Annotated in this window: 23 protein-coding genes; 11 read left to right on the top strand and 12 right to left on the bottom strand. The window is 66.4% G+C overall.

Annotated elements, in window-relative coordinates; all coding sequences use genetic code 11:
* Window positions 1–5: 5 nt before the first annotated feature.
* The 3 genes from FHG09_RS07660 to FHG09_RS07650 form a co-directional block, all read right to left on the bottom strand.
* Entirely contained in the window at window positions 6–908 is a 903-nt protein-coding gene (locus tag FHG09_RS07660) for a hypothetical protein (RefSeq protein ID WP_152347048.1), read from the bottom strand.
* A gap of 74 nt (window positions 909–982) precedes the next feature.
* The gene (locus tag FHG09_RS07655) at window positions 983–3,058 is read right to left on the bottom strand and encodes a sensor histidine kinase (protein ID WP_152347047.1); all 2,076 of its coding nucleotides are present in this window, start codon (window positions 3,056–3,058) and stop codon (window positions 983–985) included.
* Window positions 3,055–3,954 (bottom strand): hypothetical protein, encoded by a 900-nt coding sequence (locus FHG09_RS07650; protein ID WP_152347046.1) that lies wholly within the window; start codon window positions 3,952–3,954, stop codon window positions 3,055–3,057. The genes FHG09_RS07655 and FHG09_RS07650 overlap by 4 nt, the downstream gene beginning before the upstream one ends.
* A gap of 168 nt (window positions 3,955–4,122) precedes the next feature.
* Between FHG09_RS07650 and FHG09_RS07645 the strand changes: the two genes are divergently transcribed.
* Together FHG09_RS07645 and FHG09_RS07640 are read left to right on the top strand one after the other, a co-directional pair.
* Entirely contained in the window at window positions 4,123–4,854 is a 732-nt protein-coding gene (locus FHG09_RS07645) for a response regulator (protein WP_152347045.1), read from the top strand.
* A gap of 111 nt (window positions 4,855–4,965) precedes the next feature.
* Window positions 4,966–6,195 (top strand): UPF0158 family protein, encoded by a 1,230-nt coding sequence (locus FHG09_RS07640; RefSeq protein WP_152347044.1) that lies wholly within the window; start codon window positions 4,966–4,968, stop codon window positions 6,193–6,195.
* 40 nt (window positions 6,196–6,235) lie between these two features.
* Here the strand turns inward: FHG09_RS07640 and FHG09_RS07635 are convergent, their stop codons facing one another.
* On the bottom strand, window positions 6,236–7,267 hold the full coding sequence (locus FHG09_RS07635) for an NAD(P)H-dependent flavin oxidoreductase (protein ID WP_152347043.1): 1,032 nt from the start codon (window positions 7,265–7,267) through the stop codon (window positions 6,236–6,238).
* Between the two features lie 249 nt (window positions 7,268–7,516).
* Between FHG09_RS07635 and FHG09_RS07630 the strand changes: the two genes are divergently transcribed.
* Window positions 7,517–9,049, top strand: coding sequence for an acyltransferase family protein (locus FHG09_RS07630; protein ID WP_193627309.1), 1,533 nt, complete (start codon window positions 7,517–7,519; stop codon window positions 9,047–9,049).
* 61 nt (window positions 9,050–9,110) lie between these two features.
* Here the strand turns inward: FHG09_RS07630 and FHG09_RS07625 are convergent, their stop codons facing one another.
* Window positions 9,111–9,602 (bottom strand): SRPBCC domain-containing protein, encoded by a 492-nt coding sequence (locus FHG09_RS07625; RefSeq protein ID WP_152347041.1) that lies wholly within the window; start codon window positions 9,600–9,602, stop codon window positions 9,111–9,113.
* Window positions 9,599–9,928, bottom strand: coding sequence for an ArsR/SmtB family transcription factor (locus FHG09_RS07620; protein WP_152347040.1), 330 nt, complete (start codon window positions 9,926–9,928; stop codon window positions 9,599–9,601). Before FHG09_RS07620 ends, FHG09_RS07625 begins: the two co-directional genes overlap by 4 nt.
* A gap of 198 nt (window positions 9,929–10,126) precedes the next feature.
* On the opposite strand from FHG09_RS07620, the gene FHG09_RS07615 reads away from it, so the two are divergent.
* The 6 genes from FHG09_RS07615 to FHG09_RS07590 all read left to right on the top strand — a co-directional run bounded on the left by FHG09_RS07615 (window position 10,127) and on the right by FHG09_RS07590 (window position 16,776).
* Window positions 10,127–11,404, top strand: coding sequence for a trans-sulfuration enzyme family protein (locus FHG09_RS07615; protein ID WP_227492622.1), 1,278 nt, complete (start codon window positions 10,127–10,129; stop codon window positions 11,402–11,404).
* Between the two features lie 382 nt (window positions 11,405–11,786).
* The gene (locus FHG09_RS07610) at window positions 11,787–13,790 is read left to right on the top strand and encodes a sensor histidine kinase (protein WP_152347038.1); all 2,004 of its coding nucleotides are present in this window, start codon (window positions 11,787–11,789) and stop codon (window positions 13,788–13,790) included.
* The gene (locus FHG09_RS07605; protein WP_152347037.1) at window positions 13,778–14,422 is read left to right on the top strand and encodes a response regulator transcription factor; all 645 of its coding nucleotides are present in this window, start codon (window positions 13,778–13,780) and stop codon (window positions 14,420–14,422) included. Before FHG09_RS07610 ends, FHG09_RS07605 begins: the two co-directional genes overlap by 13 nt.
* A gap of 1 nt (window position 14,423) precedes the next feature.
* Window positions 14,424–15,359 (top strand): hypothetical protein, encoded by a 936-nt coding sequence (locus FHG09_RS07600; RefSeq protein WP_152347036.1) that lies wholly within the window; start codon window positions 14,424–14,426, stop codon window positions 15,357–15,359.
* Window positions 15,360–15,427: 68 nt separating this feature from the next.
* A complete protein-coding gene (locus tag FHG09_RS07595) occupies window positions 15,428–16,177 on the top strand; it encodes an SDR family oxidoreductase (protein WP_152347035.1) in 750 nt (249 codons plus the stop codon).
* Entirely contained in the window at window positions 16,159–16,776 is a 618-nt protein-coding gene (locus tag FHG09_RS07590) for a DUF421 domain-containing protein (protein ID WP_227492621.1), read from the top strand. Before FHG09_RS07595 ends, FHG09_RS07590 begins: the two co-directional genes overlap by 19 nt.
* Before the next feature lie 3 nt (window positions 16,777–16,779).
* Here the strand turns inward: FHG09_RS07590 and FHG09_RS07585 are convergent, their stop codons facing one another.
* Window positions 16,780–17,787, bottom strand: coding sequence for an amidohydrolase family protein (locus FHG09_RS07585; RefSeq protein WP_319803250.1), 1,008 nt, complete (start codon window positions 17,785–17,787; stop codon window positions 16,780–16,782).
* Between the two features lie 135 nt (window positions 17,788–17,922).
* Here FHG09_RS07585 and FHG09_RS07580 point away from each other — a divergent pair, with 135 nt between their 5' ends.
* A complete protein-coding gene (locus FHG09_RS07580; RefSeq protein WP_193627308.1) occupies window positions 17,923–18,846 on the top strand; it encodes a DUF402 domain-containing protein in 924 nt (307 codons plus the stop codon).
* 48 nt (window positions 18,847–18,894) lie between these two features.
* Window positions 18,895–19,917 (top strand): NADP-dependent oxidoreductase, encoded by a 1,023-nt coding sequence (locus tag FHG09_RS07575; RefSeq protein ID WP_152347034.1) that lies wholly within the window; start codon window positions 18,895–18,897, stop codon window positions 19,915–19,917.
* A gap of 77 nt (window positions 19,918–19,994) precedes the next feature.
* Here the strand turns inward: FHG09_RS07575 and FHG09_RS07570 are convergent, their stop codons facing one another.
* The 5 genes from FHG09_RS07570 to FHG09_RS07550 form a co-directional block, all read right to left on the bottom strand.
* Complete coding sequence (locus FHG09_RS07570) at window positions 19,995–21,446, bottom strand: rhamnulokinase (RefSeq protein ID WP_152347033.1); 1,452 nt, start codon at window positions 21,444–21,446, stop codon at window positions 19,995–19,997.
* Window positions 21,447–21,475: 29 nt separating this feature from the next.
* Window positions 21,476–23,518: a bifunctional aldolase/short-chain dehydrogenase gene (locus FHG09_RS07565; protein ID WP_152347032.1), complete on the bottom strand. Its 2,043-nt coding sequence runs from the start codon at window positions 23,516–23,518 to the stop codon at window positions 21,476–21,478.
* Between the two features lie 56 nt (window positions 23,519–23,574).
* Complete coding sequence (rhaI, locus tag FHG09_RS07560) at window positions 23,575–24,744, bottom strand: L-rhamnose isomerase (protein WP_152347031.1); 1,170 nt, start codon at window positions 24,742–24,744, stop codon at window positions 23,575–23,577.
* Between the two features lie 84 nt (window positions 24,745–24,828).
* Complete coding sequence (locus FHG09_RS07555) at window positions 24,829–25,173, bottom strand: L-rhamnose mutarotase (protein WP_319803249.1); 345 nt, start codon at window positions 25,171–25,173, stop codon at window positions 24,829–24,831.
* Window positions 25,174–25,183: 10 nt separating this feature from the next.
* The gene (locus FHG09_RS07550) at window positions 25,184–26,545 is read right to left on the bottom strand and encodes an MFS transporter (protein WP_227492620.1); all 1,362 of its coding nucleotides are present in this window, start codon (window positions 26,543–26,545) and stop codon (window positions 25,184–25,186) included.
* Window positions 26,546–26,721: the final 176 nt, after the last annotated feature.

The following is a 26,721-nucleotide window of genomic DNA, read 5'->3' as shown; positions in this document are numbered from 1 at the left end:
AGGGTTCATCGACACTCGCCTGCCGAGGGGGTTCGAGGCTCCGCGGTCAGAAGTCGATCGATGAGCTCGTCGGCAGTGAGGCCCTCGGCTCGGGCGGCGGCCTCGAGGCGGTCAAGACTCGAGGGTGACAGCGTCGAAGCAGGCGGGGTCGCACGAGGCCGCGTCGACCCGGCTGACGTCTCATGCTCGTCCGCAGCCCCAGCGCTGCCTGCGCCCGCAGGCTTCGCCCCGGCCTTGAGCAGCAGCGACGTCAGGGGTACGACGACCACGCCGAGCGCGGCGAGGATCCACACGATGCCGTTGAGGCGGGTCAGCCAGTCGTGCTCCCACGCTCCGTCCATCCAGATCGTGACGAGAACCAGGCATGAGCCGAGCGCGAGGAGGCAGAGCGTGATCGGCAACCCGATCCGCACCACCCGAGACCGGGGCACCAGCAGCAGAATGAGCGAACTGACCGAAGCGACGGCGGTGACGAGCACGATCGACGCGAGCACCTGGTAGAGGATGTCGCCGATGGTCAGGCCGGTGGAGCCGGGGATGGGGTCATCCCACATGTACGGATCGCCCCAGATGAACAGAATACTCACCAGCAGGGTGATGAACGCCAGCAGGATCGTGGCGCTGCCGAACCATTGGGCTCGCCGCCCGATGAGCGTCGCCCCGCAGAAGGCGGCGACGCTGCAGGCGCCGGTCACCGCCGTCGTGGCGATGACCTGGAACGTCGGTTCGGACTCGATATCGCCGAGCATGACGATGATCCCGCCGATCGCCGCCACGCTGAAGGCCACGACGATGATGACGGCGATCGTGCGCCGCAGGTCCCGGACGAACCGGGACTGCTCTCGCGCCGCGGGTTCGGGCGCCGGCGTCGAGGGGTCAGCTGGCGTCGATGGGGATGAGTGGTTCACTGTTTCTGCACCTTTCGGAGGGGATTTCAGACAGCAGGGATCCCTGATCGATTATGTCATCGATCCGCTCGCACTCAGTCCGTCGGCAGCGACGCTCTGACCTCGAAACCGCGGCGCTCGGTCGGCCCCACCTGCAGGTTCCCGCCCAATGCTTCGACACGTTCGCGCATTCCCCTGATGCCGAAACCCCCGCCGAGGTGGCTGTGCCCGCCCGCATCCGACCCGTCGGGCTCGCCGTTGAGAACGGAGATCTCGAGTCGGGTCCCGATTGCTGTGACGGTGACCGCCACCGGGGCGCCTGCGGCATGCCGCAGTGCATTCGACAGGCTCTCCTGCACCACGCGGAACGCCGTGAGGCTCGTCGTCGGCGGCAGCGACAGAGGCTCGGCGGGGAAGTCGAGATCGACGACGGCACCGGAGCCGCGCGTGACATCGACGAGAGCGGGAATGTCCTCGACGGTCGGCTGCGGAGCCAGGTCCGCGTCCCGGCCCCCGCGAAGGATCGCGAGCAGTCCGCGCATCTCCGTCAAGGCCTGCCTGGCCGATGAGGCCATCGAATCGAACTCACCGAGGCTGCGCTCATCGAGTCCGGGCAGCCGATACTTCGCTGTGGTCGCCTGCACGCTGATGACCGACATGCTGTGGGCGACGACATCATGGAGTTCCTGAGCGATCCGGTTGCGCTCTTCCAGCTCCTGCCGCTTCGCCAGTTCCGCGGCACTGAGTTCGCGTTCGGATTCGAGCTGCCGGCGACCTCTGATGAGCAGGTTGCCGATGACACCGATGGCTCCGGCACCGGCGGCGACGGCTGCGGTGGTGATGACATTCGCGAAGGCACCGGCTGGCCCGCCGGCATGCGGCAGGACCAGGGCGAGCACGCCGATGAGCGCACTGCCCGCCCACAGCGCGACGAGGTGGACCCAACTGTGACGCAGACCGATGATGAGGTGGAGGAACACGAGAGCCAGCAGCGAGGTGACCGTGAACGGTCGGACTGCTCCCGAGACGTCCGCGGTGAGCAGAATGCTCGCCACCTGAGCGACGAGTCCGAGGCCGATCGCTGGGATCGGCCAGCGCACGGCAAGGACGAGGGCGGCACTCAGAGCGAGGGAGATGAGCATCGCGAAGACCGTCGGGACGTCGTAGAGGACCGTCGTGACCGGCCACGAGATCGCCGACAGCGCGACTCCGACGAATACGGAGATCAGCCAGAGCCACCCTTCGCCGCCGGCGATCTGCGAGAGGGTCGTCGGATTCGGTGAGGCCGCGGGATTCGCCGACGGCGCGGTTTCCGCGCCGGTCGGTCGTGATGGCGAATCGGGTACCGGCAGTGCGGTGGCCGGAGAGTTTCTGCGATCGACCGGAGTCTGCGCAGCTCCTGCTCTCTCGACGTCGTGGGACAGGGCAGCGCGGATCGCGACGATCTCGAGCAGCGCCATGGCGTGGAGGACAAAAGGGAACGTCAGCAGCAGGATGATCCCGAGGATGAATTGGAAGGTCGCCTCGGCGGCGAACCCGAGATCGGTGACCGGGGAGTTCGTCACCCACGCGACGACCCAGTCGACGGTGTTTCCGCCTCCGTCCGGGACGAACGCGCCCCAGAAGAAGTGCGTGATCCCGCCCAGACCGCCTGCGACCCAGGCAACGGAGACTGAGAACGTGAGGAGCCGGACCGGCAGTGCGAATACGGTTTCGAAGAGCAGATCCAACCACGCCCGGGCATCGGACAGCGGAGCCAGCCACCAGTGGAGTCCGCGTCCACGGGGACGGGGAGCCGCCTCGGTGATGGGCACACCCCAGGCGCGGGCACGGGCCCGGGAGAGGTTGCCGAACGCGCGGGCGACGGTCAGCGTCAGCGGCAGGAGGAGCACACCGACCCAGACGATGACCGTGGCGATCGCGACGGAGAACAGGGTGATGAGCACCGGGAACGCGATGAGCGAGATGAGCAGGCTCGGGGCGACGAGACCGGAATCGCGGCCGAGATTGCGCCAAAGCCTGGCCCACCACGAACGCGGCGCGGTCGCGGCCGGAGAATCGGCGGTCGTCGCGGCGTTCGGGCCGATCTGCGGAGGCTCTGCTGGGCGGGGCACGTCTCCAGCGTACGTGTCGGCGGGTGCGGGGGAGGTGAGATCGGGGGAGTGGTTCACAGTGTGATTCCTTCTTGTGCTGTCTGCGAGGTGGCCACCGCCGAGGCGGTGTGGGCAGTGCCGCGAGATTCGAGGACCTTCGGGTGGAAGCGCGAGAGCATCCACACGCCGCCTATGCCGACGGCCGCGGAGACGAGCAGACCGATGGTCGCCGGCGGCGTCAGTCCCGTGTATTCGCCGAAGAACGCGGCACCGATGATGACGGCGACGATCGGGTCGATGACCGTGAGACCGGCCAGAACCGTCTCGGCGGGGCCGCAGGCATACGCGGTCTGGACGAGCCAGAACCCCGCCGCCGAGGCCAGACCGACCGCAGCCAGCAGCGCCCACCAGCGCAGACCGAATGTATCGAGTCCGGGCAGACCCGACATGACGACCGACCGAGCCAGGACGTGCGTGGCCGCGGCGACCGTGCCGAAGACGATCCCGGTCATGACGACCCGGGGGATGTGGCCGGCGGCGCTGAACGAGAACACCCCGGCGAAGAGGGTGAGGGCGATGAGCACGGCGAGCAGCCAGGTCACCGACTGTGCGTTCACGGAGATATCGTGGGCGAACCTCGCCGAGGTGGCCACGAAGGAGAAGATCCCGAAGAGCGTGACCGCGATGCTGATGAGCAGCGGTGCTCCGAGGCGGAGCCCGAAGTACCGCCGGCCGATGAGGACGGCGAAGACGAGGGAGACCGCGCCGATGGGTTGGACGATGGCGACCGGGCCGAGCCCGAGGGCGACGACGTTGAGCACCATGACCAGGCCCATGAGGCCGAGACCGGTGACCCAGATGGCCTTGCGGCGCAGGCCGGGAGCCACGGTGGCCACGGCATGCTGCTGGAAGTGGGTGCCCAGGGCCAGGCAGAACGCTGCGGCGATGGCGAGGATGACGGCTGTGGTGATCATGGCCGTCACGCTAAGGAGGAGGTCGGCCGGAGCACATCATACGAACGGGTGAACCTCCGTCCGCCGAGGTGATACCTGAGAGTGAATATCGCGGATCAGGGGGTATCGGCGGCATGTTCTCGGGGTTCTTCGCGGTTACCGACCGTGAACGTCGGGTAGCGTGGAGCCATGCCGGAAGCAGAAGGAACGGGTGGCGGGAATGGCGGCGCCTCCTCGGCGAGTGTGCCCCCACCGTCGTCGACGACGATTCGGGTGGCCATCGTCGACGATCAGGCGATGGTCCGGCAGGGGTTCGGAGCGCTGCTCGACGCGCAGACGGACATGCAGGTCGTCGGCAGCGCGGAGGACGGATCGGCCGTCGTCGACCTCGTGCGGCGGACGGACCCCGACGTCATCCTCATGGACATCCGGATGCCCAAGCTCAACGGCCTCGATGCCACCCGCGCGATCTTCAATATGCCCGGCGACCACCCTCGGGTCGTCATGCTCACCACGTTCGATGCCGATGAGTACGTGTTCTCGGCGCTGCGGGCAGGAGCCAGCGGATTCCTCCTCAAGGACGCCACCGCCGAGGACATGATCACCGCCGTGCGTGTCGTCGCCGGTGGGGAATCGCTGCTCGCACCATCGGTGACCAGGCGACTCATCGCCGAATACGTCGCGGGGCCCACCGTGGCCAAGGACACCGCGGTGCTCGGGCAGCTGACCGACCGTGAGATCGAGGTGATGACCCTGGTCGCGAAGGGCCACCCGAACTCCGAGGTCGCCGAGCAGCTCTTCCTCGCCGAGCAGACCGTGAAGACCCACGTCTCTCGAATCCTGTCGAAGCTCGGGCTGCGCGACCGCACCCAGATCGTGGTCGCCGCATACGAGTCCGGGCTGGTCGTCGCCGGGAGCTGAGGGCTCTCTGGCAGTGCGGGGGCGTGAGCGGGGCACACCTTCTCAGGTGGTACTGACGGCCAGACTCTGCAGAGCTGGTGCTCGTCGGAGAATGTCGCGCATACTTGAAGGATGGCGAAGACATGGCTGTCCATCGATGTGGAACTGCTCAGCGGCAAGGGAACCGCAGTGTGGCCGCGGCCGGGACGGACGTTTGCCGTGGGCCCGGCGCACACGTTCGCCGACTTCGCTGATGCCATCAACTCAGCCTTTGCTCGCTGGGACCTCGCACATCTCTCGGTCTTCACCCTGGCCGACGGGCGAGTCATCACTGATGAGTTCAGCGCTGAGGAATTCAGCACTTCTGAGTTCGGGCCGGTCCAGGAGACCCTCGATTTCACACGCGTGAAAGTCGTCCGCGAGACGAAGTCCGGTGATGAGTTCCGGTTCACCTTCGACCTCGGCGACAATTGGACTCATCGGTGTGTGGTCAGTGAGAGGAAGCTCGACCCGAATGCGATGTTCGACGACCCGCCCGACCGTCCAGTCGCAATCTGGGGCTGGGGTGAGATGCCCGATCAGTACGGCAGGCGGTGGGCGACCGATGATGGTACGGAACCGATTCCACCTGAACCGGACGCCGCCGACCCGATGGCCGACGGAAACTGGCCGAGCGAGGACGATCGGCCTTTCATCGATGCCAGAGAGATTCGAGCCGCCACCGTTGCGAAAGACGCCGACCGGCTCATCACAGCAGTTCTGGGGAGCCACATAGACGAGGCGCTCCAACTGCTCGGTGAGGGTCTGCTGATGGCGCTTCGGCAGGGCCGGGCGAAAGCTCAGCCGATCGTGCTCTCTGCCATCAACCGGTTGACCTTCCGCGGCTTCCCCGGTGATCGCGAACTGTCCGAGGCGCTGCTGGCTGGGCTTCGGAACGAGCCGGTGCCCGGCCTCGACTTGGCAGTCGACCTTGAAATGCTCTCAATTATCCACGAAGGATCGTTCGAAGAGTCGGACAGAGGCTATCTCGACCTTCAGACCGGCGACGTCTACGACGCCTGGGCGGCGGAATACGGCGATGAGAACATCGACTTCAACGACGACCCGGACCGGTGGGTGAGGTTCGACCGCGCTGACACCGAAGACGCCTGGAATGACATGCAGGCCTTCGTGTCAGGGTTGCGGAACCCGGAGATCCGAGACCGCGGTCTATCGGCGATCGAAGGGACGGGCGCCTTCCGCCGTTTCCGCCGATTCACCGACGATCATGACCTCGGTGACCGGTGGGTGCAGTTCTCCGAGGACCGGAAGTACGGACGAGCACGACTGATCCTCGCCGAAAACGGGATCAGAGTCGTCTGACCGGCAGATCCGCGGTGCGGTTTGTCGGCATGCCCGCTGACTACTTGCGGGCGAAGCGGGCGCCGAGGTCCTTGACGATCGTCTCGGCCGATCCGTCCTGGGCGCTGCGGTAACCGGTGCCTGCCCACAGGTGCAGTCCGTGCGGGTCGTCGGCCTTCTTCGCCGCGGCCCGGAACTCCTTCGTCAGGTGGTGCACCGCCGGGTAGGCATCCACGGCGATCCCGTCGAACTTCCGGACGAAGTCATTGACCAGCGCTCGTGCCGGCCGTCCCGTGAATGCCCTGGTCAGCTGGGTTTCCGTGAACTCTCTTGAAGCCAAAGCGGCACGGTGCGTGGGTGCGGTGCCCGCCTCGTCGGAGCGCAGCAGCAGGGTCCCGACGACGACGGCACTCGCCCCCGCGCCGAGGAGATCGCCCACCATGGCTTCACCGTCGACTCCGCCTCCGGCCGCCACGGGCAGGGCCACCTCGGCGAGGATGTCGCGGGCGAGGTCGACGGTGGCGCGGTCCTCGACGGTCCGCGTCGGATCGGCCGTGCCCGAATGTCCGCCGGCGCGCGGTCCCTGGACGATGAGCCCGTCGACCCCGATTTCGGCGGCCGCATGGGCCTCGGGCACCGAGGTGACGGTGGCGACGACCTGGGTGCCGACGGCGTGGAGACGGTCGACCGCCTCGGCGGTGGGCAGGTTGAACGTCATCGAGACCAGGGGGACGGGGTGCTCGGTGAGCCAATCGAGTTTGTCGTCGAAGTGGTCGTCGTCCTCGACCGGTTCCGGGTTGAGCGCAATACCGCGGGCGGCGGCGGTCGGTTCGAAGGCGGTGACGAAGTCGTCGAAGGCATCGCGGTCGACGGGGACGGGGTTCGGGGCGAAGAGGTTGACGCCGAAGTTCGAGCTCGTCTCACGCATGCGCTCGACGAGCGGAGCGAGGGCCTCAGCGGTGAGATAGCCGCCCGCGACGAAAGGGAATCCGCCGGCCCGGGCGACGGCCTCGGTGAGCTCGGGCGTCGTCGTCCCACCGGCCATGGGTGCGCCGATGATGGGCAGTGCGGTCTTCGCGAAGGCGATCGTCACGGTTCTCTCCTTTTATCGGCCGGGCCCGGACCGGTGCGAGCCGCCGAGCGGGACGGCTGCGTGGTCGGGCGTGCTCACCGCCATTCTCACACGGCGGGTGCGGTGAGTATGAGGCGATCGGTGTGCGGTATCCCTCGGAAGTATCGGGCGGCGGGGCAGAGGTCGGCTCTCCGGCGTGATGTGCCGAGGCAGAAGCGGTCCCTAACTTCGGTGTCATCGCACCTCGACGACCCGGAAAAGGGAACCGACATGACACTGACACTCAACGACCCGCTGCCGTCCGATGACCACTATGAGAAGACGCAGCTCGCTGCGAGAACCACCCCGAACGCAGCGCCCGCACCGCTTCGCAACCGAACGAAGTCCCACCGTGACCAGGCCATCGACCTCATCCGCTTCGGCTGCCTCGTCGTCGTGGTCATCCTCCACTCGATGATGAGCGCGGCGGTGCTCGGACCCGACGGTGCTGTGGAGCCGACCGTCGCACTGTCCGGCACTCAAGGATTCACCGCTGCGTCCTGGCTCTTCCAGATCATGCCCCTGTTCTTCATCATCGGCGGGTACGCGGGCATCACCGGCTGGCGTCGTATGCGTGCCCGAGGCGGCACCTGGGCCGACTATCTGCGAGCTCGACTGCGCCGGCTCGTCGGGCCCGTCACCGTGCTCATCGGCCTCGCCGGCCTCGGGCTGTCAGCGGCCGGTGAACTCGGGGTTTCGGCCGACCTCCTCGCCGAGGCCAGCCTGCGCATCGGCCAGCCGCTGTGGTTCCTCGCCGTCTACGTCGGCCTCACCGCTGTCGTGCCGGTTGCCGTGCATTTCCACGAAACCGCGCCGAGGCGGTCACTCGCAGCCCTCGCCGGTGCCGTCATCGTCGTCGACAGTCTGGTCGCGGTCACGGGCTTGACCGGGCTCGGCTGCCTGAACTTCCTGCTTGTGTGGCCCTTGGTCCAGCAGCTCGGGTTCTTCTACGCCGATGCGCTCGATCGTCCCGTGCGCAGGCCCATCACCTGGTCGGTGCTGGTGGTCGCGTTGCTGGCCCTGGTCGGGCTCGTCGCGACTGGTGTGTACAGCCCGAACATGCTCGTCAATCTCAATCCGCCGACAGGCGCTCTGGTCCTGCTCGGAGTGGTCCAGATGAGCGGATTGCGCCTCGGTCACGCTCGGCTGGGCCGAATGCTCAACGCCGCGCACGAGACCAAGAGCACCTCCACCGGCGAGGCGGCTCTCGATCCTCGAGTCCTCCGCGCGCAGATCTGGGGCCGGGTCATCGCCTGGGGCAATCGGTACGGGATGCATGTCTACCTGTGGCATATGAGCATCGTCATCGTCCTCATCGGCGGGCTGGGCACGCTCGCTCAGGCGGTGTCCCTCGTGCCGGGTGCCTCCGAGCTCGTCCTCCCGGAGATCGAATCGTCATGGTGGTGGGCCACGCGTCTGCCCTGGTTGATTGTCGTGATGGTGCTGTCCGGCCTGGTGGCCATGGCTGCCGAGCGAGTTCCGTTTCCGTCGGAACAGCGGCTTGCCTCGGTCGGGCGAACGATCGCCGAGCTCGCTCGTGAGATGCGTGGGCAGGGTTCGGCTGCCTCCCGTGCAGGAGCCGACGACGTCACCCCGACTGTCGACCGCCCCCAGCTGCGGGCTGCCATCGCCGTCGGCGCCGCCACTGCCGGCATCGCCGTTGCACTGCTTGTCGGGATCGCCCCGTTGATCTGGACGTTTGTCGCGTTCGGTATGCTCATCGTCTCGCTCACCGTTTCCGCCGGGCTGACCTCGCAGGGCTGATTCTGCAAATGGCCGGGCCCGCGTGAGGGGCCGGGCACAGCTGGGCCACGGGGCGCACGAGTCACTCAACCGAAGCGGCCAATTGGTCGGTGACGGTTCCCCACCCGCCGAAGAACCCGAGTTCTTCGTGGCGGGCCCGCTGTTCGGGGCTGCCGTGCCGGACGATGGCTTGGTAGTCGGTGCCGTCGGGATGGTCGCCGAGGATGATCTCCGTGGTCATCGCCACCGGGTCGGGCAGAGCCGGGTGCCAGGAGCTGTTGACGGCATTCGTGAACACGAGCCGGCTGCCCTCCTCGATGACGAGGAACACCGCGTCGACATGCGGATGCCATTCGGTGCCGTCATCGCTCATCCGGGTGACGAAGGCACCGCCGGGCGTGAGCTCGAGCGAATCCACGCGCAGGCTCAGCGGTGCCGGTATCCACCACTGAGCCAGCTGGTCCGGCGTGGTCCAGGCGTCCCAGATCGTCTGCGTCGGAGCGCGGATGATGCGGCGGATGCTCAGGTCGAGGTCCGGGTCCTGGTTCCGGGTGCGAGAGAGTGGAGTGGTCATGATTCCTCCTTGGTGACGAACTGTTCGAGTCGATCGGTGCTCTCTTCCCAGATCCGACGCTGTTCCTCCAGCCAGCCCGTGAGCAGGTGGAAGCGATTCTGAGCGAGCACGCAGGTGCGCACCCGCCCGGACTTCTCGGTCCGGATGAGGCCGCTCGATTCGAGGCTGCGCACATGTTTCATCAGCGATGGCAGCGAGATCGACAGCGGTCGGGCGAGCTCGCCGACGCTGGCTGGCCCCTGTCCGAGTCGAGCGATGACTCTGCGCCGCGTGGGGTCGGCCAATGCGGAGAACAGCGCATCGAGCTCATCCGAATACTTAACCATGCGGCTAAGTATTACACCCGCAAGCAGTCCGGGGGAAGAGGACGATGGCAGAGATCGAGACGAAAGATGACATTTCTCGGTGACATATGACGCGAAGTGACCGTGTGCGTCAGCAGGTTCGCGTGGGCCCTCCTGTTCCACTCACACTGAAGCACACCGCAGATGCAGCGGTGCCCATCAGTGAAGGAAGGATCCGCCGTGAGTTCACACATCTCAGAACCCACCACACCCGCCGGAATCTCGACCCGATCGGTGCACTCGGGAGCCATGCCCGAGGCGCACACCGGTTCGGTCGTGGCCCCGATCTTCCAGACCTCCACCTTTATGATGGACACCCCGGGTGAGACCCGCGCAGGATTCGACTATGCGCGCACGGGCACCCCGAACCGCAGCGACCTCGAACAGGCGCTGTGCGAATTGGAGGGTGCGTCTTTCGCGGCCGCGGTGAACTCGGGAACCTCGGCCGAGGCGGCGGTGTTCTCCGCGCTGCTGCGTCCCGGGGACGAGGTCATCCTGCCCCGCGACGTCTACGGCGGGACCTTCCGACTGCTGCAGAACGAGTACGTGCGCTGGGGCGTGGTCATCCGCACCGTCGACCTCACCGACTCAGCGGCGCTCGCCGCCGCCATCAATGACAACACCGCTATCGTCTGGGTCGAGACCCCGAGCAACCCCGGACTCGACATCATCGATATCGCCGAGGCGGCCCGCCTCGCCCATTCCGCGAACGCGCTCCTGGCCGTGGATTCGACCTTCGCGACCCCGGTGCTGCAGCGTCCGCTGGAGCTCGGGGCCGATATCGTCGTCCACTCGACGACGAAGTTCATCAACGGCCACTCCGATGTCATCGGCGGTGCCGTCCTCGCCGGTGATGGAACGAGCTGTCCGCGCGCCGCCGAGGTGGTCGACCGTCTGGAGGGCCACCTCGCGTCCGTCGGGCTGGGCATCTCCCCGTTCGACGCGTGGCTGACCAGGCGCGGGATCAAGACTCTGCCGGTGCGCATGAAGGCCCATTGTGAGAATGCGCAGACGGTGGCCGAATGGCTCGAGACCCGCGACGAGGTGGCCGACGTGATCTATCCGGGTCTGCCTTCGCACCCCGGGCATGAGGTCGCGAAGCGGCAGATGAGCGGGTTCGGGGGAGTGGTGTCCCTGCGTACCGACACCGAGGAGCGGGCGCTGGCGCTGGTGGCGAACACGAAGCTCATCACTCTGGCCGAGTCGCTCGGCGGAGTCGAGTCCCTCATCGACCACCCGGCGACGATGACGCATCTGTCCGTGGCCGGCAGCGAGGTCAGCGTCTCGGGCAGGTTCATCCGCCTGTCCGTCGGCATCGAGGACATCGACGACATCCTCGCCGACCTCGCCCAGGCCCTCGACGCCACGGCGGAGGGCGCTGGTTCGCCGCAGACTGACGAGACCCCAGTCCGTGTTGCGGCTTCGGGGCAGGCTGCTCCGGTCGGCGTGCCCGTATAGCCTCCACCGTCATCGACCACAACCAGCCCGCACCGGGAGCGGCACGTCCTACGCCGAGTGGCATGTCCTCGCGGTGCTTCGGCATCCCTCACCCCTAGCGGCAGAACACCGCGTTGCAGCGGAGCGAATTGCTGCTACGGGTGAGGGATGCTCTGAAACGTCGCAGGCAGCAGGATGGATGCTCGGGGTGTGCGGCCGAAGGCAGTCGGATGTAGAGGCGTTGTGCGACGCGTCTGGGGACGCAGCGGCGTGGTGCGCGTCTGTGGTTCCAGTCTCCACCGGAGATCCGGTGTCCGCGGTCACAGTGTGTCGGGAAAACCCGACGCGGAGTCGGAGGTCTTCGTGCTGTTGGCGAGCCCGCGGCTCCCGTAGCGTATCTGGTATGAGTGAGAAGACCCCCGAGAACCCGCAGGATCAGGAGCCCGACGGCACCGATCCGCTGGAGACTCAGACCCCCGAGGCTGAAACGTCGTCAGGCGAGTCCGCCGGAGCATCCCTGGCTGATTCGGCTTCCGACGAGTCGCCTGAATCAGCGCGCGAAGAGTCCATCAGCGCCGCAGCGATCGTCAACGCACCGCCGACCACCGAGGTCGACGCAGCAGCAGTCGACGAACCGACCGCCAGTCGTGCCGGAGAGTTCCGGACGAAGCCCCTTGACCTCGACGTGCCCTCTGCAACGGGCTCGACTCGGGTGATGGGAGTCGGCGACCCGACTCACCACTTGGACCACCCGCCGACGGGTCCGTCCCGTCCGGTCACCCACACTCGTCCCTCGGCTCAAGCCACACCACCCGGGTACGTGCCTTCGACCAACCCGAGCTATCCCGCTCCACCCGGCCACGCCCCTCAGCCCGGCTACGCCCCACATGCCGCCCCTCAGCCCGGCCACGCCCCTCAACCCGGCCCACCCCCGCAGTTCGGTCAGCAGATGCCGACCGCGCAGTACGCACCGACCACGCACCGGGCTCCACCCCCCGGGCCCCCGCGACCCGCCTCGAACGCACAGCCGGTGCCACGCCCGCGGCCGCCTCGGCGGATGAAGCCGCAACGCGAACCCCTGGCCTTCGCACCGGTCACCGGATCGCTGCCGCTGAGCCGAGACGACGTCACGGAGATCCCCGCGGACGGCCCCATCACCTGGCCCAAGCGCCCCACCGGAGTCATCGGCGTCGCGAACCTCGTGCTCTCCGCCGTCCTCGCCGTGATCTGGGCATGGATCCCGCTGGGGCTGCTGTTCACCGGCATCGGCGGAATCTTCGCCCTCGGCCTCGGCGTCCTCGCCCTCCTCGTCTGGGTCCTCGTCCAGCAGGTGGCGAACAACGCCGAACGCTATAGGGCCGAACTCATCTACTCCGATAAGATCCCCGTCCCGAAGATCGAAAGCAGCAACCGCGAACCCGGCCTCGGCCGTTTCCTCCACAACCGCTGGCTGCAGGTGAAATCCGGTGCCTTCTGGCGCTCGACGGCGCATCACTACATCAAGATGCTCCTCGGCGCGATCGTCGTCGCCGGCACCCTCGCCGGCATCTGCGGATCCATCTTCGGCATCTTCGCGGCCATCAACCCCCATGGAGTCAACACCTTCTTCGTCGGCGAATCCATCGACGGACCGGCCCGCATCGGTGTGGCCATCGGCTCCGTCATCGTCCTCGCCAGCTCCCTGGCCATCCTGTGGTTCGCCCCGCTGCTCGACCGCGCCCTCGATCGGGCTCTGCTCGCACCGGCTCGCACCGTCGCACTGCAGGCCGAAGTCACCGAACTCGACCGGGCCCGCATGGCCGGCCTCGAGGCGGCCGCCGCCGAACGTCTGCGCATCGAACGCGATCTCCACGACGGAGCCCAGCCCCGCCTCGTCGCACTGACCATGACCCTGGGAATGGCGAAGACGAAGATCGACTCCGATCCGGACCGGGCGAAGGAACTCGTCTCCGAGGCCCACACCGAAGCCAAGGGCATCGTCAACGAACTCCGCCAGCTCGCCCGCGGAATCCACCCCGCCGTCCTCACCGACCGCGGACTCGACGCCGCCGTCTCCGCCCTGGCAGGTCGTTCGACGATTCCCGTCGACGTCGATGTCCGGCTCGAGGGTCGGATCGGGCGCGAAGCCGAAGCCGTGTCCTACTTCGTCGTCGCCGAATGCCTGACGAACATCGCCAAGCACTCCGGCGCAACTCGCGCCAGCGTGTTCATCGCCCCGATCGAGACCGGTGTGCAGATCGTCGTCACCGACAACGGCCACGGCGGCGCACGCGTCGACCGCTCCGGCCGTCACACCGGCATCGCCGGTCTCATCGACCGGGTCGAAGCCGCTCGTGGCACACTGAACCTGACCAGCCCCGCAGGTGGGCCAACGACTGTAGTTGTGGAGGTGCCATGCGCATCGTAATCGCTGAAGACTCTGCCGTCCTGCGGGCCGGACTCGAAAGACTGCTCGCGGACGCCGGACACGAGGTCATCGCCGCCGTGCCCGACGCCAGCGAACTCCTGGCCGTCGTCCACAACGATCCGCCGGACCTCGCCGTCATCGATGTGCGCATGCCCCCGACGTTCACCGATGAAGGCATCCGCGCCGCCGTCCTCATCCGCAAGCAGAACCCGGATGTCAAGGTCCTCGTGTTCAGCCAGTATGTCGAAGAGCAGTACGCTTCCGAACTCATCGCCGAGAACACCGGCGGCTTCGGCTACCTGCTCAAAGACCGTGTCGCCGATGTCGAAGACTTCCTGACAGCGGTCGACGAGGTCGCAGGCGGCGGCACCGTCCTCGACCCGGAGGTCGTGTCTCAGATCCTCGTGCGCACGCGCAAGAAGGACGGACTGTCGACCCTGAGCCCACGCGAAATCGAAGTCCTCCAGCTCATGGCCGAAGGCAAATCCAATGCCGCGATCGCCCGCACCCTGTACCTCAGTGCCGGTGCCGTAGAAAAGCACATCTCCTCGGTGTTCACGAAGTTCGGCCTCACCGCCGACACCTCGGAGAACCGCCGAGTCCTCGCCGTCCTCACATTCCTCGGAGCCTAGAATGCCTGCCACAGTGCGCATCAGCGAATCCGCCCGCGTCGGTCTGCGCGCGGTCCTGATCATCCTCGCCGCCGTCGTCCTCCTCGTCCCCGTCATCGTCAGCACCGCCCATGGTGCCTCCCGCCTCGACTACGGGCGGATCGAATCGACCGAACCGCTGCCGAAGGCGATGAAGGAACTCAAGGTCGGTCTCGACTCCGGCGGGGCCGTCGACATCAAGACCGCCGACGTCGCGAAGGCGACCGTGAAGCTCACCGGCACCGGTCCCCGCGACAGCTCCGCGAACCTCGAGGTCGACAGCAGAGCCGATACCGCCGAGGTGGCCCTGAGCAACGCTCGGAACCTGGAGAACACACGGTTGACAGTCACCATCCCGACCAGCACGGCGAAGGATCTCACCCTCGACTTCGACGGCAACTACGGCCGGTTCGACGTCACCGGTGACTTCGCCGAGATCAGCGCCGACACCGGCGGCGGAGCCGTGAGCGTGACCGGCTCGGCTGACAAGGTGCGGACCTCGAGCGACTGGGGCGCCACCTACTTGGACGGAGACTTCGGAACGGTGTCGGCCAAGACCGGAGTCGGAGCCGTCGAAGGCGAGAACCTCACCGTCAGCGATCGCCTCGACGTGGTCAGCTCGACGGGAACCGTCGACCTCGACTTCACCAACCAGGCGATGCCCACCGGCGGAATCATCGCGAAGACCGAGGAAGGCTCGATCGATATGCGGGTGCCGAACCTCAAGCTCACCGGTGAAGAGCTGGGCAAGGACTTCTTCTACCGGATCAACGCGCAGTCCAATGACGGCACCGTCGACCTCGCCTCCGATCTGGAGAAGTTCGATGTGGCGAAGGACCCGAAGGAAGCCGACGACAAGATCCTCGTTCCGATCTCGGCCACAGCCGACACTGGTAGGGTCACGGTCAACCAGAACTGAGATACGACCGGCGCACGGGCGGGCTCGACTTCGGGCCCGCCCGCGTGGCGTCTGAGGGGCCGACGATCATGCAGATCACCGTCTATGGAGCCACCGGAACCTTCGGCAGGCAGCTGGTGCCCCAGCTGCGCGAACGCGGACACACGGTCATCGCCGCCCACCGCGGAAGCGGGGTCGACACGGTGACCGGGCAGGGAGTCGCCGAGGCGGCCGACGGCAGCGATGTCCTCGTCGACTGCGTCAACCAGCTGACGATCAACGCCCACAAGGCCATCGACTTCTTCTCCCGCAGCTCCCGCTCGATCGCCGAAGCCGCGGCCGACCAGCCCGGCACTTCCGTGGTCGTCCTGTCGATCGCCTTCCGTCCCGAGGCCGCCGAGTCGCGGCTGCAGGGCTATTACCAGGGAAAGGCGATGCAGGAGCGCATCTTTCGCCGGCTCACCCCGGATGAGCAGCTGCTGATTTTCCGGTCCGCCCAATGGTTCGAGCTCGTCGACACGATGACGATCAAGGCCGGTCCGCTGCGCTTCGTGCCGAAGATGCGCGTGCAGCCCCTGGCCGCCACCGAGGCGGCACGCATGATGGCCGAGGCCATCGACGCACGCGAGCGCGGCACCATCGAGGTCGCCGGTCCCGAGATCAGCGACTTCGCTGAGATCGCCCGCAGACTCGCCGCCACGCGAGCCGGGAAGGCTGGGATGAAGCCGCCGAAGGTCGTCGGAATTCCCCTGCTCGGTGCGATGGCCCGCGACGGTCTCATCCCACCGGTACCGAGGATGTCCGACGTGACCGTCGACGAATGGCTGCGCTCGGTCTGAGCCCTGAACTGCAGAGCCCCGAACTCGTGGCAGGCGTATCATCCGTTCCGGAGGTTCTCATGGATTGGATGGAATACGGGCTCAACGGGGTCGACGCGATCAGGATCGTCGTCTCGTGCGTGGCCTTCTACTTCGGGATCATTCTGCTCCTGCGCATCTTCGGCCAGCGCACACTGGCGAGCCTGTCGAGCTTCGACGTGGCCGCGATCATCGCCATGGGTGCGATCATCGGGCGGTCCATCCTCGGCGATACCCCGACCCTGGCAGCCGGCATCCTGGGTCTGGCCACCCTGCTGATCCTGCAGGCGCTGAGCGGAATCGGACGGCGCTTCGGATTCGTCCGCAGCGTCGTCAACTCCCCGGCGGTGGTACTCATGGCCGGTCGTGAGATCCTCACGGACAACCTCTCGAAGAGCCACGTCGACCATGATGAACTCGTCGCAAAGCTCCGCTCGGCCGGTATCCGCAACCGGGACGAGGTGGCGTGCGTGATCCTCGAATCGACCGGTCAGATCAGCGTCATCCGGCGCGGTGCCCCGATCTCCGAGGAGATGCTCACCGGTGTCGTCGGCGCCGACCGGGTGCCCCGCGACGGCTGAGACTCAGTCGAGACCGAGCACCCTCGCGCCGTTGGTCCACAGCACCGAGCGCATCCACTCATCGCCGAGGCCCAGGGCGGCCAGTCCGGAGATCTGGTCGACATACGGGTAGGGGATGTTCGGGAAATCCGAGCCGAGGATGATCTTGTCCTCCAGCCCGGCCAGGCGTTCGCGGTAGGCGGGGGCCACCTCGGCGGGGGAGGAGAAGTATCCGGAGGCGAACATCGTCGTATCGAGGAAGACGTTGTCGTATCTCTCGGCGAGGTCGGCGAATTCGTCGTATTCGGGCATGCCCATATGGGCGATGACGAACTTCAGCTGCGGGAACCGGGCGAGGACGTTCGCCACTGCCTGCGGGCCGGTGTACTTGCCGGTCAGGGGTGCGGATCCGGCGTGGATGACGATGGGCACCTGGGCCTCTTCGAGGGCCTTCCACGCGGGGTCGAGGACCCCGTCGTCGGGGGAGAACACGCCGACCTGGACGTGGACCTTGAACAGCTTCGCGCCGGCTGCGAGCGCCGCCGGCACGTAGTCGGCGCATTCGGGTTCGGCAAAGAGGGTGCCGCAGTGGATGACGTCGTCGTGGGCGGCGGCGAACTCGGCGTTCCACTTATTCAGCCACGCGGCCATCCCGGGTTTGTGCGGGTAGGTCAGGGCCGGGATCGCGCGCAGGCCGAGTTCGCGGACGATGTTCAGGCGGGTGTCATCGTCAAAGCGGTAGTTGATCGGCCAGTCGCGGCCGTAGTTCGCGGCGGCGTTGTCGAAGTACTCCCACACCTTGTCGAGCACGTTCTGCGGGAGGAAGTGGACGTGGATGTCGGCGAGGCCGGGCAGGCCGAGGGCGCGGACGTAGTCGGGGACTTCGGCGTCGGTGCGCGGGGGAGCGGTCATCGTGTCGGGGACCTCGACGACGCGACCGATCGTCGTCTCCGGGGCGGGGTTCGCTTGCGGGATCGGCGCATCGTGTGAGGCCGGGGCCGCGTGAGTGGCTGCATCATCGGAGTCGTTCATGGCCCCACTCTATGACCTCGCCGCCGGGGCTTCCGCGGGTGGTCCGGAGTCCGGCTCACTGGTCGCACAGCACGGCTGCGCGGATGCCGGCCCCGTCCTCAGCGCTCGTCCATGCCCGGCGCATAGACTGCCCGCATGAGCCTGCGCGATCCGTTTACGATCCCCACTCCGCCCCAGGACAGAGCCGTGGGGCAGGCGCCGTTCTGGGATCCGGGGCAGACCGTGACCTGGACGTTCCGGCGTTTCGACTTCGACCGGGACCTCGCCGAGGCGGCCCGACCGATGCGTGTCATCGCCGACGGTCCCGATGGCGCCGTCCTGTGGTTGGCCGGGGGCACGCCGACGCAGGAGACCCGCATCGTCGGGTGGGAGGAGACGAATGCGCACGATGTGCCGTTGAAGGCACGGTTCCGTCCTCTCGCCGAGGCGCCGACCAGGATCAATGTCGACGGCACCTGGCGAGGGCGCGGAGTGCTCAAGATCGTCCCGCCCGAGGTTCCGTTCTCCGTGTGGGTGCTGCTCAAGGACGACGAGGCGGCTGCTCCCGATGACACTGTTTCCGGCGACGCCGTTGACGCGCCGGGCCGGGTTCGTGCCGAGTGGTACATCAATCTCGAGGCCACGCATGCGCGAACCGATGACGCACTGTTCACCAGCGACCACATCCTCGACATCACCTTCCCGCTTGCCTCGCTGCCGCTGCACACCGGTGACAGTCGGCTCGATCCTGCCGGTGCCGTGTTCAAGGACGTCGACGAACTCGCCGCGGCCGCGAACTTCGGGGCGTGGCCGGCCGAGTGGTCGGAGCTCATCCGCGCCAACGGCACGGAGCTGCTCGACCGCCTCGGCGATTTCCGTTGGGCCTTCGATCCGGAATGGGAGACCGTTGCCCGCAGGCTCGCGGGCGAATCGGCGGGCTCGGTCGGCGACGATGATGCCACGGTCGGAGCGGATGGGCGGGTGAGAGCGGAACTCGGGGCCGCCTCGGCGAGAGAAAAATCGTTCGATCAGGAACATCGATCGATCCCGAACGGTTGCTATGACAGACAGTTCCGATGACACGGACGTGTCGATGACACGGACCATCCGATGAAAGGAAACAGCCAGATGACGACCAACCACCGGATTCGCCTGAACTCGCGCCCCGTGGGCGCTCCCACTGCGGAGAACTACCTGCTTGATGAGGTGCCCGTTCCCACCCCGGGTGAGGGTCAGGTGCTGCTGCGCACTCTGTACCTCTCGCTCGACCCGTACATGCGGGGGCGGATGTCGGACGCGAAGTCCTATGCCAAGCCCGTCGAGGTCGGCGATGTCATGGTCGGTGCGACCGTCGCCGAGGTGGTCGAATCGAATTCTGACGACTTCGCTGTCGGCGACATCGTCCTCGGCTACGGAGGGTGGCAGGAATACTCGGTGGAGAACACCGGGCACCTGCGCAAGATCGACCCGGAGCTCGCACCGATCTCCACCCACCTCGGCGTGCTCGGCATGCCCGGGTTCACCGCGTATGCGGGACTGCTCGAGATCGGCCAGCCCAAGGAGGGCGAGACCGTGGCCGTGGCCGCAGCAACCGGGCCCGTCGGCTCTGTCGTCGGCCAGATCGCGAAGATCAAGGGTGCGACCGCGGTCGGCATCGCCGGCGGGCCCGACAAGGTCGCTCACCTGAAGGAGCTCGGCTTCGATGTTGCCCTCGACCACCGGACGGGGAACCTGCGGCAGGAGCTGAAAGAGGCTGTCCCGCAGGGAATCGACGTCTATTACGAGAACGTCGGCGGGGACGTGTTCAACGCCGTGCTGCCACGGCTGAACACCTTCGGACGCGTTCCGGTCTGCGGCCTCGTCGCCAATTACAACCTCACATCGCTGCCGGAGGGCCCGGATCGTTCGGGTGCGCTGATGGGACAGATCCTGACGAAGTCGCTGCTGGTCCGCGGCTTCATCCAGACCGAGTTCGCCGAACGGCTCACCGGTCAGTTCCTCGAGGACATGAGCGGCTGGCTCAAGGACGGCAAGGTCCGTTTCCGCGAGGACATCCGTCCCGGTCTCGAGAAGGCGCCTGAGTACTTCAACGATCTGCTCACCGGCGGAAACTTCGGCAAGATGGTTGTCGCCGTGGGCGCAGAGAGCTGAACTCTCAGGCAATAGGTGACGCCGGATGAGGAGGAGGCGCTGACCAGAACTGGTCAGCGCCGCCTCCTCTGAGCGATTCAGTCCGGCAGGTACGCGGTGACGGGGAACGAGTTCTTCACGACCTGACGCAGATCGTCCAACCTGCTGGTCGGATCGACCTGTCCGGCGGCCCGCGCCTGAATGAGCAGATTGCCGATCGCCGTGGCCTCGACGGGACCGGCGAGCACTCTCCGGCCGGAGCGATTCGCGGTGAGCTGACACAACAGTGTGTTCTGCGAACCGCCCCCGACGATGTGGACCGTCTCGACGATCCTCCCGGTCAGCTGCTCGGCCGTCGCAATGGTCTCGGCATAAGCGCCTGCGAGTGATTCGAGGATGGACCGGACCACCTCAGCGCGGGAGTGGGGTGGTTCGACGCCGTGTTCAATGCACCAATCGCGGATCCGGGTAGGCATATCCCCGGGCGGGGTGAACCGGTTATCGGACGGGTCGAACACGGCGACGGGAGCCTCGATCGCCGCCGCCTCGGCGAGCAGGGTCTCGAGATCCGAACTGCGCTGAGCGTCGGTGGCGTCGTGTTCCCACTGCCGCATCGATTCGCTCAGCAGCCACAGACCCGAGACGTTCTTGAGGAACCGAATCGTCCCGTCGACTCCGCCCTCGTTTGTGAAGTTCGCCAGGCGCGCTTCCTCGGTCACGACCGGCTCGTCGATCTCGAGCCCGACCAAGGACCAGGTTCCGCTGGAGATATATGCGCAGTTCTGCCCTTCCATCGGCACGGCCACCACCGCCGAGGCGGTGTCATGGCTGCCCACGGCCGTGACCTGGATCGGGTCGGCCGCTCCGAGACGCTGAGTGACCGGTGCGCTGAGTTCCCCGATGCGTTCGCCGGGGGAGACGAGTTCAGGCAGCATATCGCTCGGCAGTCCGAGTCGCTCCATGAGGACGACGTCCCAGCCTCCATCGTTGATCGACAGCAGCCCGGTCGTCGAGGCATTCGTCAGTTCGGTGCGCATCTGCCCGGTGAGCCAGAAGGCGATGAGGTCGGGGATGAGCAGCGCACTGTCGGCCAGGTGGAGGAACCCGGACTCGGATTCGACCGCGAACTGAAAGACGGTGTTGAAGTCGAGGTGCTGCAGACCATTGCGGGCGTAGAGCTCATCCGGGGCGACGCGTTCGTGGACGAGTTCGACACCGCGCAGATTCCGTCCGTCCCGGTAATGATGGGGGATGCCGAGCAACGCTCCGTCCAGCAGCAGCCCGTAATCGACTGCCCACGAATCGATGCCGATGCTGGTCAGGTTCGGGCTCATTCCGATCGCGTCCCGAAGGCCGTCACTCACCGCGGCGAACAGCGACTGGATGTTCCAGTGAAGGTCTTCACTCAGGTGCTGCGGGACGTTGGGGAACCGAGCAACATGCTTCATCTGCAGCACGCCGCTGGCCACCCCGCCGAGGATGACGCGTCCGCTCGTGGCGCCGAGGTCCACGGCCGCGAGCGTGAGGTCGGTGGTGTTCCTGGTGGTCATCGTTGCTGTGGTCTCCTGCCCGGCCGAGGTCACCGCAGGAAGGCCGCCGCGACGCCCGCGTCGACGGGCACATGCAGACCGGTCGTGTGTGAAAAGTCGGAAGTGCACAGTGCGTAGACGGCGTTGGCCACATTCTCCGGAACGACCTCACGGCCGAGGATGGTCCGCTGAGCGTAGAACTTGCCCAGATCCTTCTCCTCCACCCCGTAGGTCTTCGCTCGTTGAGCACCCCAACCGCCGGCGAAGATGCCCGAACCGCGCACGACGCCGTCCGGGTTGATGCCGTTGACGCGGATACCGTATTCGCCGAGTTCGGCGGCGAGCAGACGGACCTGGTGGGCCTGATCGGCCTTCGTCGCCGAGTAGGCGATGTTGTTCGGTCCCGCGAAGACGGAGTTCTTCGAGGAGATGTAGATGATGTCTCCGCCGATGCCCTGGTCGACAAGGATGCGGGCGGCATTCTTCGACACGAGGAACGACCCCTTGGCCATGACGTTGTGCTGGAGGTCCCAATCGGCCTCGGTCGTGTCGAACAGCGACTTCGACAGTGACAGTCCGGCGTTGTTGACGATGAGATCGAGACCGCCGAAAGCGAGCACCGCCTCGTTCAGGGCCGCCTGCACCTCGTCCTCATCGGAGACATCGGCAGAGACGCCGACGGCGACATCGGGCGAACCGAGTTCGGCCGCGACCGACTGCGCCTTCTCCCGATCGAGGTCGGCGATGACGACGCATGCGCCTTCGGCCACGAGCCGGGTGGCGATGGCTTTGCCGATGCCCGAGGCGGCACCGGTGACGAAGGCGATGCGCGAGGCAAGCGGCTTCGGTGCGGGCTTGCGTTTGAGCTTCGCCTCCTCGAGCGCCCAGTACTCGATGCGGAACTTCTCCGACTCGGAGATGGGCGCGTAGGTCGACAGTGCCTCGGCGCCGCGCATGACGTTGATGGCGTTGACATAGAACTCGCCGGCTACGCGCGCCGTCTGCTTGTCTGCGCCGTAGGAGAACATGCCCACTCCCGGGATGAGGATGATCGCCGGATCCGCACCGCGCATAGCGGGCGAGTCGGCATCGGCATGCCGGTCGTAATAGGCCGCGTAGTCGGTCCGGTACGTCTCGTGCAGCGTCGGGAGTGTGGCGATGATGTCCTCGACCGAGGTGGCCGCCGGCAGGTCGATGACCAGCGGCTTGACCTTCGTGCGCAGGAAATGGTCGGGGCAGCTCGTGCCGAGTTCGGCCAGAGCATTGAGTTTCTCTCCGGCAAGGAACTCGAGCACCGCGTCGTTGTCGGTGAAGTGACCGACCATCGCCTTGTCGGTTGAGGCGAGGCCGCGCAGGTGCGGGGCCAGGGCCGCGGCCTTGGCCCGGCGCTGATCCGCGGACAGGGCAGAGTAGTCGGCGCGTGCCGGGCCGAAGGGCTCGGGGCGGCCGTGCTCGTCGATGTAGCTGGCCGCGGTGTCGATGATCCATCGGGAGTTGGCTTCGGATTCCGCCGAGGTGGTTCCCCACGCGGTGATCCCGTGTCCTCCGAGGACGGTGCCGACGGCCTGTGGGTTCTTCCGTCGGATGGCGGCGATGTCGAGGCCGAGTTGGAAGCCTGGTCGACGCCACGGTACCCAGACGACCTTGTCGCCGAAGATCGTCTGCGTCAGCGTCTCACCGTCGGCTGCAGTAGCGATGGCGATGCCCGAATCGGGATGGAGATGGTCGACGTGAGCGGCGTCGACGAGCCCGTGCATGGCAGTGTCGATCGACGGTGCGGCTCCGCCCTTGCCGTGCAGGGTGTAGTCGAAGGCTGCGACCATCTGATCTTCGCGTTCGACGCCCGGATAGGTGTTCTCCATCGCCCGCAGACGGTCGAGACGGAGCACGGCGAGTCCCTCGGCAGTGAGTGTGCCGAGGTCCCCTCCGGAGCCCTTCACCCACATGAGTTCGACTTCTTCCCCGGTCACCGGGTCGATATCGGTGCCTTTGGTCGAGGTGTTGCCGCCGGCATAGTTCGTATTGCGACGGTCGGCCCCCAGCGAATTCGAGCGGGAGATGAGCTCGTTCACTGTCGGATTGGTCGATGTCATGGTTCTCCTCTGTGGGTGGTGCGAGTGACGAAGTGGGCGGGGTCGGTGTCTGAGCTTCAGGCGCCCCAGCCGGCTTGGGTGCCGCCGACGCGTTCATCGGCGATCTGCTCCTGGTAGCCGGATTCGCGGAAGGCGCGGATGGGGTCGGCCGGCAGTCCGCGGGAGACCCGCCACTCGGCCAGATCGCCGCGCACATCGGTGTAGAACGCATCCATGAAGATGTCGTTGGCGGTGATGACATCGCCTGACCGCTGGGCTTCGGTGAGTGTGTCTGAGTCGATGAGGAGGGCGCGCGCGGTCATCTCCTGAACATTGAGCACCGAACGAATCTGACCTTCGATCTTGTTCTCCACGTTGTGGCACTGATCGAGCATGAACGCAATATCCGGACTGTTGAGACCGCCTCCGCGGATCACCTCGTGGAGGATGCGGAAGAGCTGGAACGGGTCGGCGGCGCCGACCATGAGGTCGTCATCGGCGTAGAACCGTGAGTTGAAGTCGAAGGATCCGAGCTTGCCCAGCCGCAGCAGCTGCATGACGATGAACTCGATGTTCGTTCCCGGCGCGTGATGCCCGGTGTCGAGGCAGACCATCGCCTTGTCGCCCAGTGCTGCGACCTGCGTGTAGCTCGTGCCCCAGTCGGGGACGTCCGTGTGGTAGAACGAGGGCTCGAAGAACTTGTATTCGAGCACCATCCGCTGCTCCTCGCCGAGGCGGTCGTAGATGCGGCTGAGCGAATCGTGGAGGCGGTCCTGACGGCCCCGCATATCCGCCTGACCTGGGTAGTTCGACCCTTCGGCCAGCCAGATCTTGAGGTCCCTCGACCCCGTGCGATCCATGACGTCGATGCATTGGAAATGGGCGTCGACGGCCTTGTTGCGGATGCGCTCGTCCTCGTGAGTCAGCGCACCGAATTTATAGTCGTCGTCTTGGAACGTGTTCGAGTTGACGGTGCCCAAGCGCACTCCGAGGTCCGCAGCATGGGTAGCCAACTTATCGAAATCGCAGAGGTCCCACGGAATGTGCAGTGCCACCTGCGGGGCGAGCCCGGTGAGTTCGTGGACCTTAGCCGCATCGCCGATCTTCTCGAACGGGTCACGCGGAGTGCCCGGGGTGCCGAAGACCTTGAAGCGGGTGCCGGAGTTGCCGAATGCCCAGGACGGCAGTTCGATCTCCTGTGCGGCGAGTTGGTCGGAGATGTCGGCGAAGCTGGGCTGAGTGCTCATGAGAGTGGCTGTTCCTTACTGTTGCTGTGGTGCTGAGTCAGACATGGTGGCGTGCTGCGGATAGGGCTGTGGTGAGCGCCGGAGTCATCCAGGTCCGTCGGCTGCTCGGACGGCGGCGAGCTGGTCTTCGAGGTGGAAGACCTCCCGCAGCCGTTCGGGGCCGGCGTCGAAGGAGCCCCCGGCGGCGAAGAGCGGTGACATCGATTCCTGCCAGGCCGCATTGATCTCGGTCAGCTCCATTCCGTTCTGTGCGGCCTCGTAGTCCTCGGTCTCGAGATAGCCGATGACCATGCCCGCAGGATCGGCGAACAGAGAGTAGTTGCGCCACCCTGTCTCTTCGAGGGCCTCGAGCATCTGCGGCCACACCGCACGGTGGGCGGCGATGTATTCGTCGAGACGGGCCGGGTCGACCTGCATGCGAAAGCACACGCGCTCCACTTCAGGACTCCCGGTCGGGAGTGGTGCCCGCGGTGTCGACTGCAGGGGAACCGTCGACGCGCAGGTTGCCGACGGCCACTTCGGTGGAGTGATCGGCGTCGAGGAGACGTCCGTAGCGTTCGATCTCGATCTCCTCGAGTGTCTTGTTCTGCGTCTTCGGGGCCCAGATCATGCCGATGAGCAGGGCTGCGACGAGGAGCCCGAGGATGAGGAATCCGACTCCGTGGATGCCGGTCTTCTCGAGCATGAGCGGGAACCATAGGGAGAGGACGCCGACCATGACGCGCACGATCATGAACATGAAGCCCTGCGCAGATGCGCGGTAGCGGGTGGCGAAGAGCTCGGCCGCCCACAGGCCGTAGAACGCCTGCGCTCCGATGCCCGAGGAGATGCCCCAGCCGATGGCGAAGGTCAGCAGTGAGAACCAGCCGGCCGGTCCGTAGATGAGCACGGCCCATGCGATGACGCCGAGGCCGGCACCTGAACCGTAGAGCCACCTGCGGGAAACCTTGTCGCCATAGCGCATGAAGCCGAAGAAGGTGGCGGCGCTGGTCAGGCCCCAGACGAGGACCTGCAGCAGGTACTGGGAGCGGGCGTCGGTGAGTCCGGTGGCTTCGTAGATGCGGGGCTGGAAGATTCCGGCCTGCCCGGCCACGGTGTTCCAGAGTCCGTAGACGCCGATGAGGAAGAGGAGCGCGGTGATGTTCTTCTTCTTGGTGAACATCTCGAAGATGCCGCGGTAGGTGCCGACGGTGTTCGGGTTTGCCTGCTTCTCGGTCCAGCGGCGTGATTCGCTCAGTCCGCGGCGGACCCACCAGGTGATGAAGGCGATGACGAAGAGGTGGGCGAAGATGATCCTCGAGCCGAGCAGACCCATCGGTTCGAGCAGAGCCGCCAGCAGGAAGCCGATCATCGGGCCGATCGACCAGGCCAGCTGGGCGACTCCGACATGGCCGGCCCGGCGACCGTCGGGGGCCTCCTCCGCGATGTAGGTCCAGGCAGCGGTGACGCCGGCACCGACGGCGATGCCGGTGAGGACGAAGCCGATGAGCAGCGATCCGAAGTTGAACGCGAAGATTGCGAAAAGCGTGCCGAACATGTACAGCAGCAGGTCGTAGGTGTAGATGAACTTGCGGCCGTAGCGGTCGCAGAGCGGGCCGCCGATAGCGGCTCCGATCGCGGCACCGAAAGCGTTGGCACTCAGAGCGCTGAGCAGACCGACGGCCATGCTGTCGAGGCCGAACTCGGTCTGCCACAGGCTGATGCTCGTGGCGATCGCGATGATCGAACCGGCCTCGATGTAGTTCGACATGGCCACGGCGACCGTGGCCTTCCATTTGGACGACGTCGTTGTGTCCTGCATAGATTCCTCCGGGATGGATCATTGGCCGCGGCTCCGCGACTGCGATAGTAGATTGAAACGTTTCAATATTGTTGCTGGGAACACTAGCATGTCATCGAGGTCACATCAAGACAGTTCTGGATTGCGCACCATTCGACGCCGGCCTGAGCGGACCGAGCCGATCTGCGTCAGGCACA

This window comes from Brevibacterium sp. CFH 10365, assembly GCF_009299785.1.
Classification (GTDB): Bacteria; Actinomycetota; Actinomycetes; order Actinomycetales; family Brevibacteriaceae; genus Brevibacterium; species Brevibacterium limosum.
Note: the sequence above shows the minus strand (reverse complement) of the source record. Positions and strands in the feature narration are given on the sequence as shown.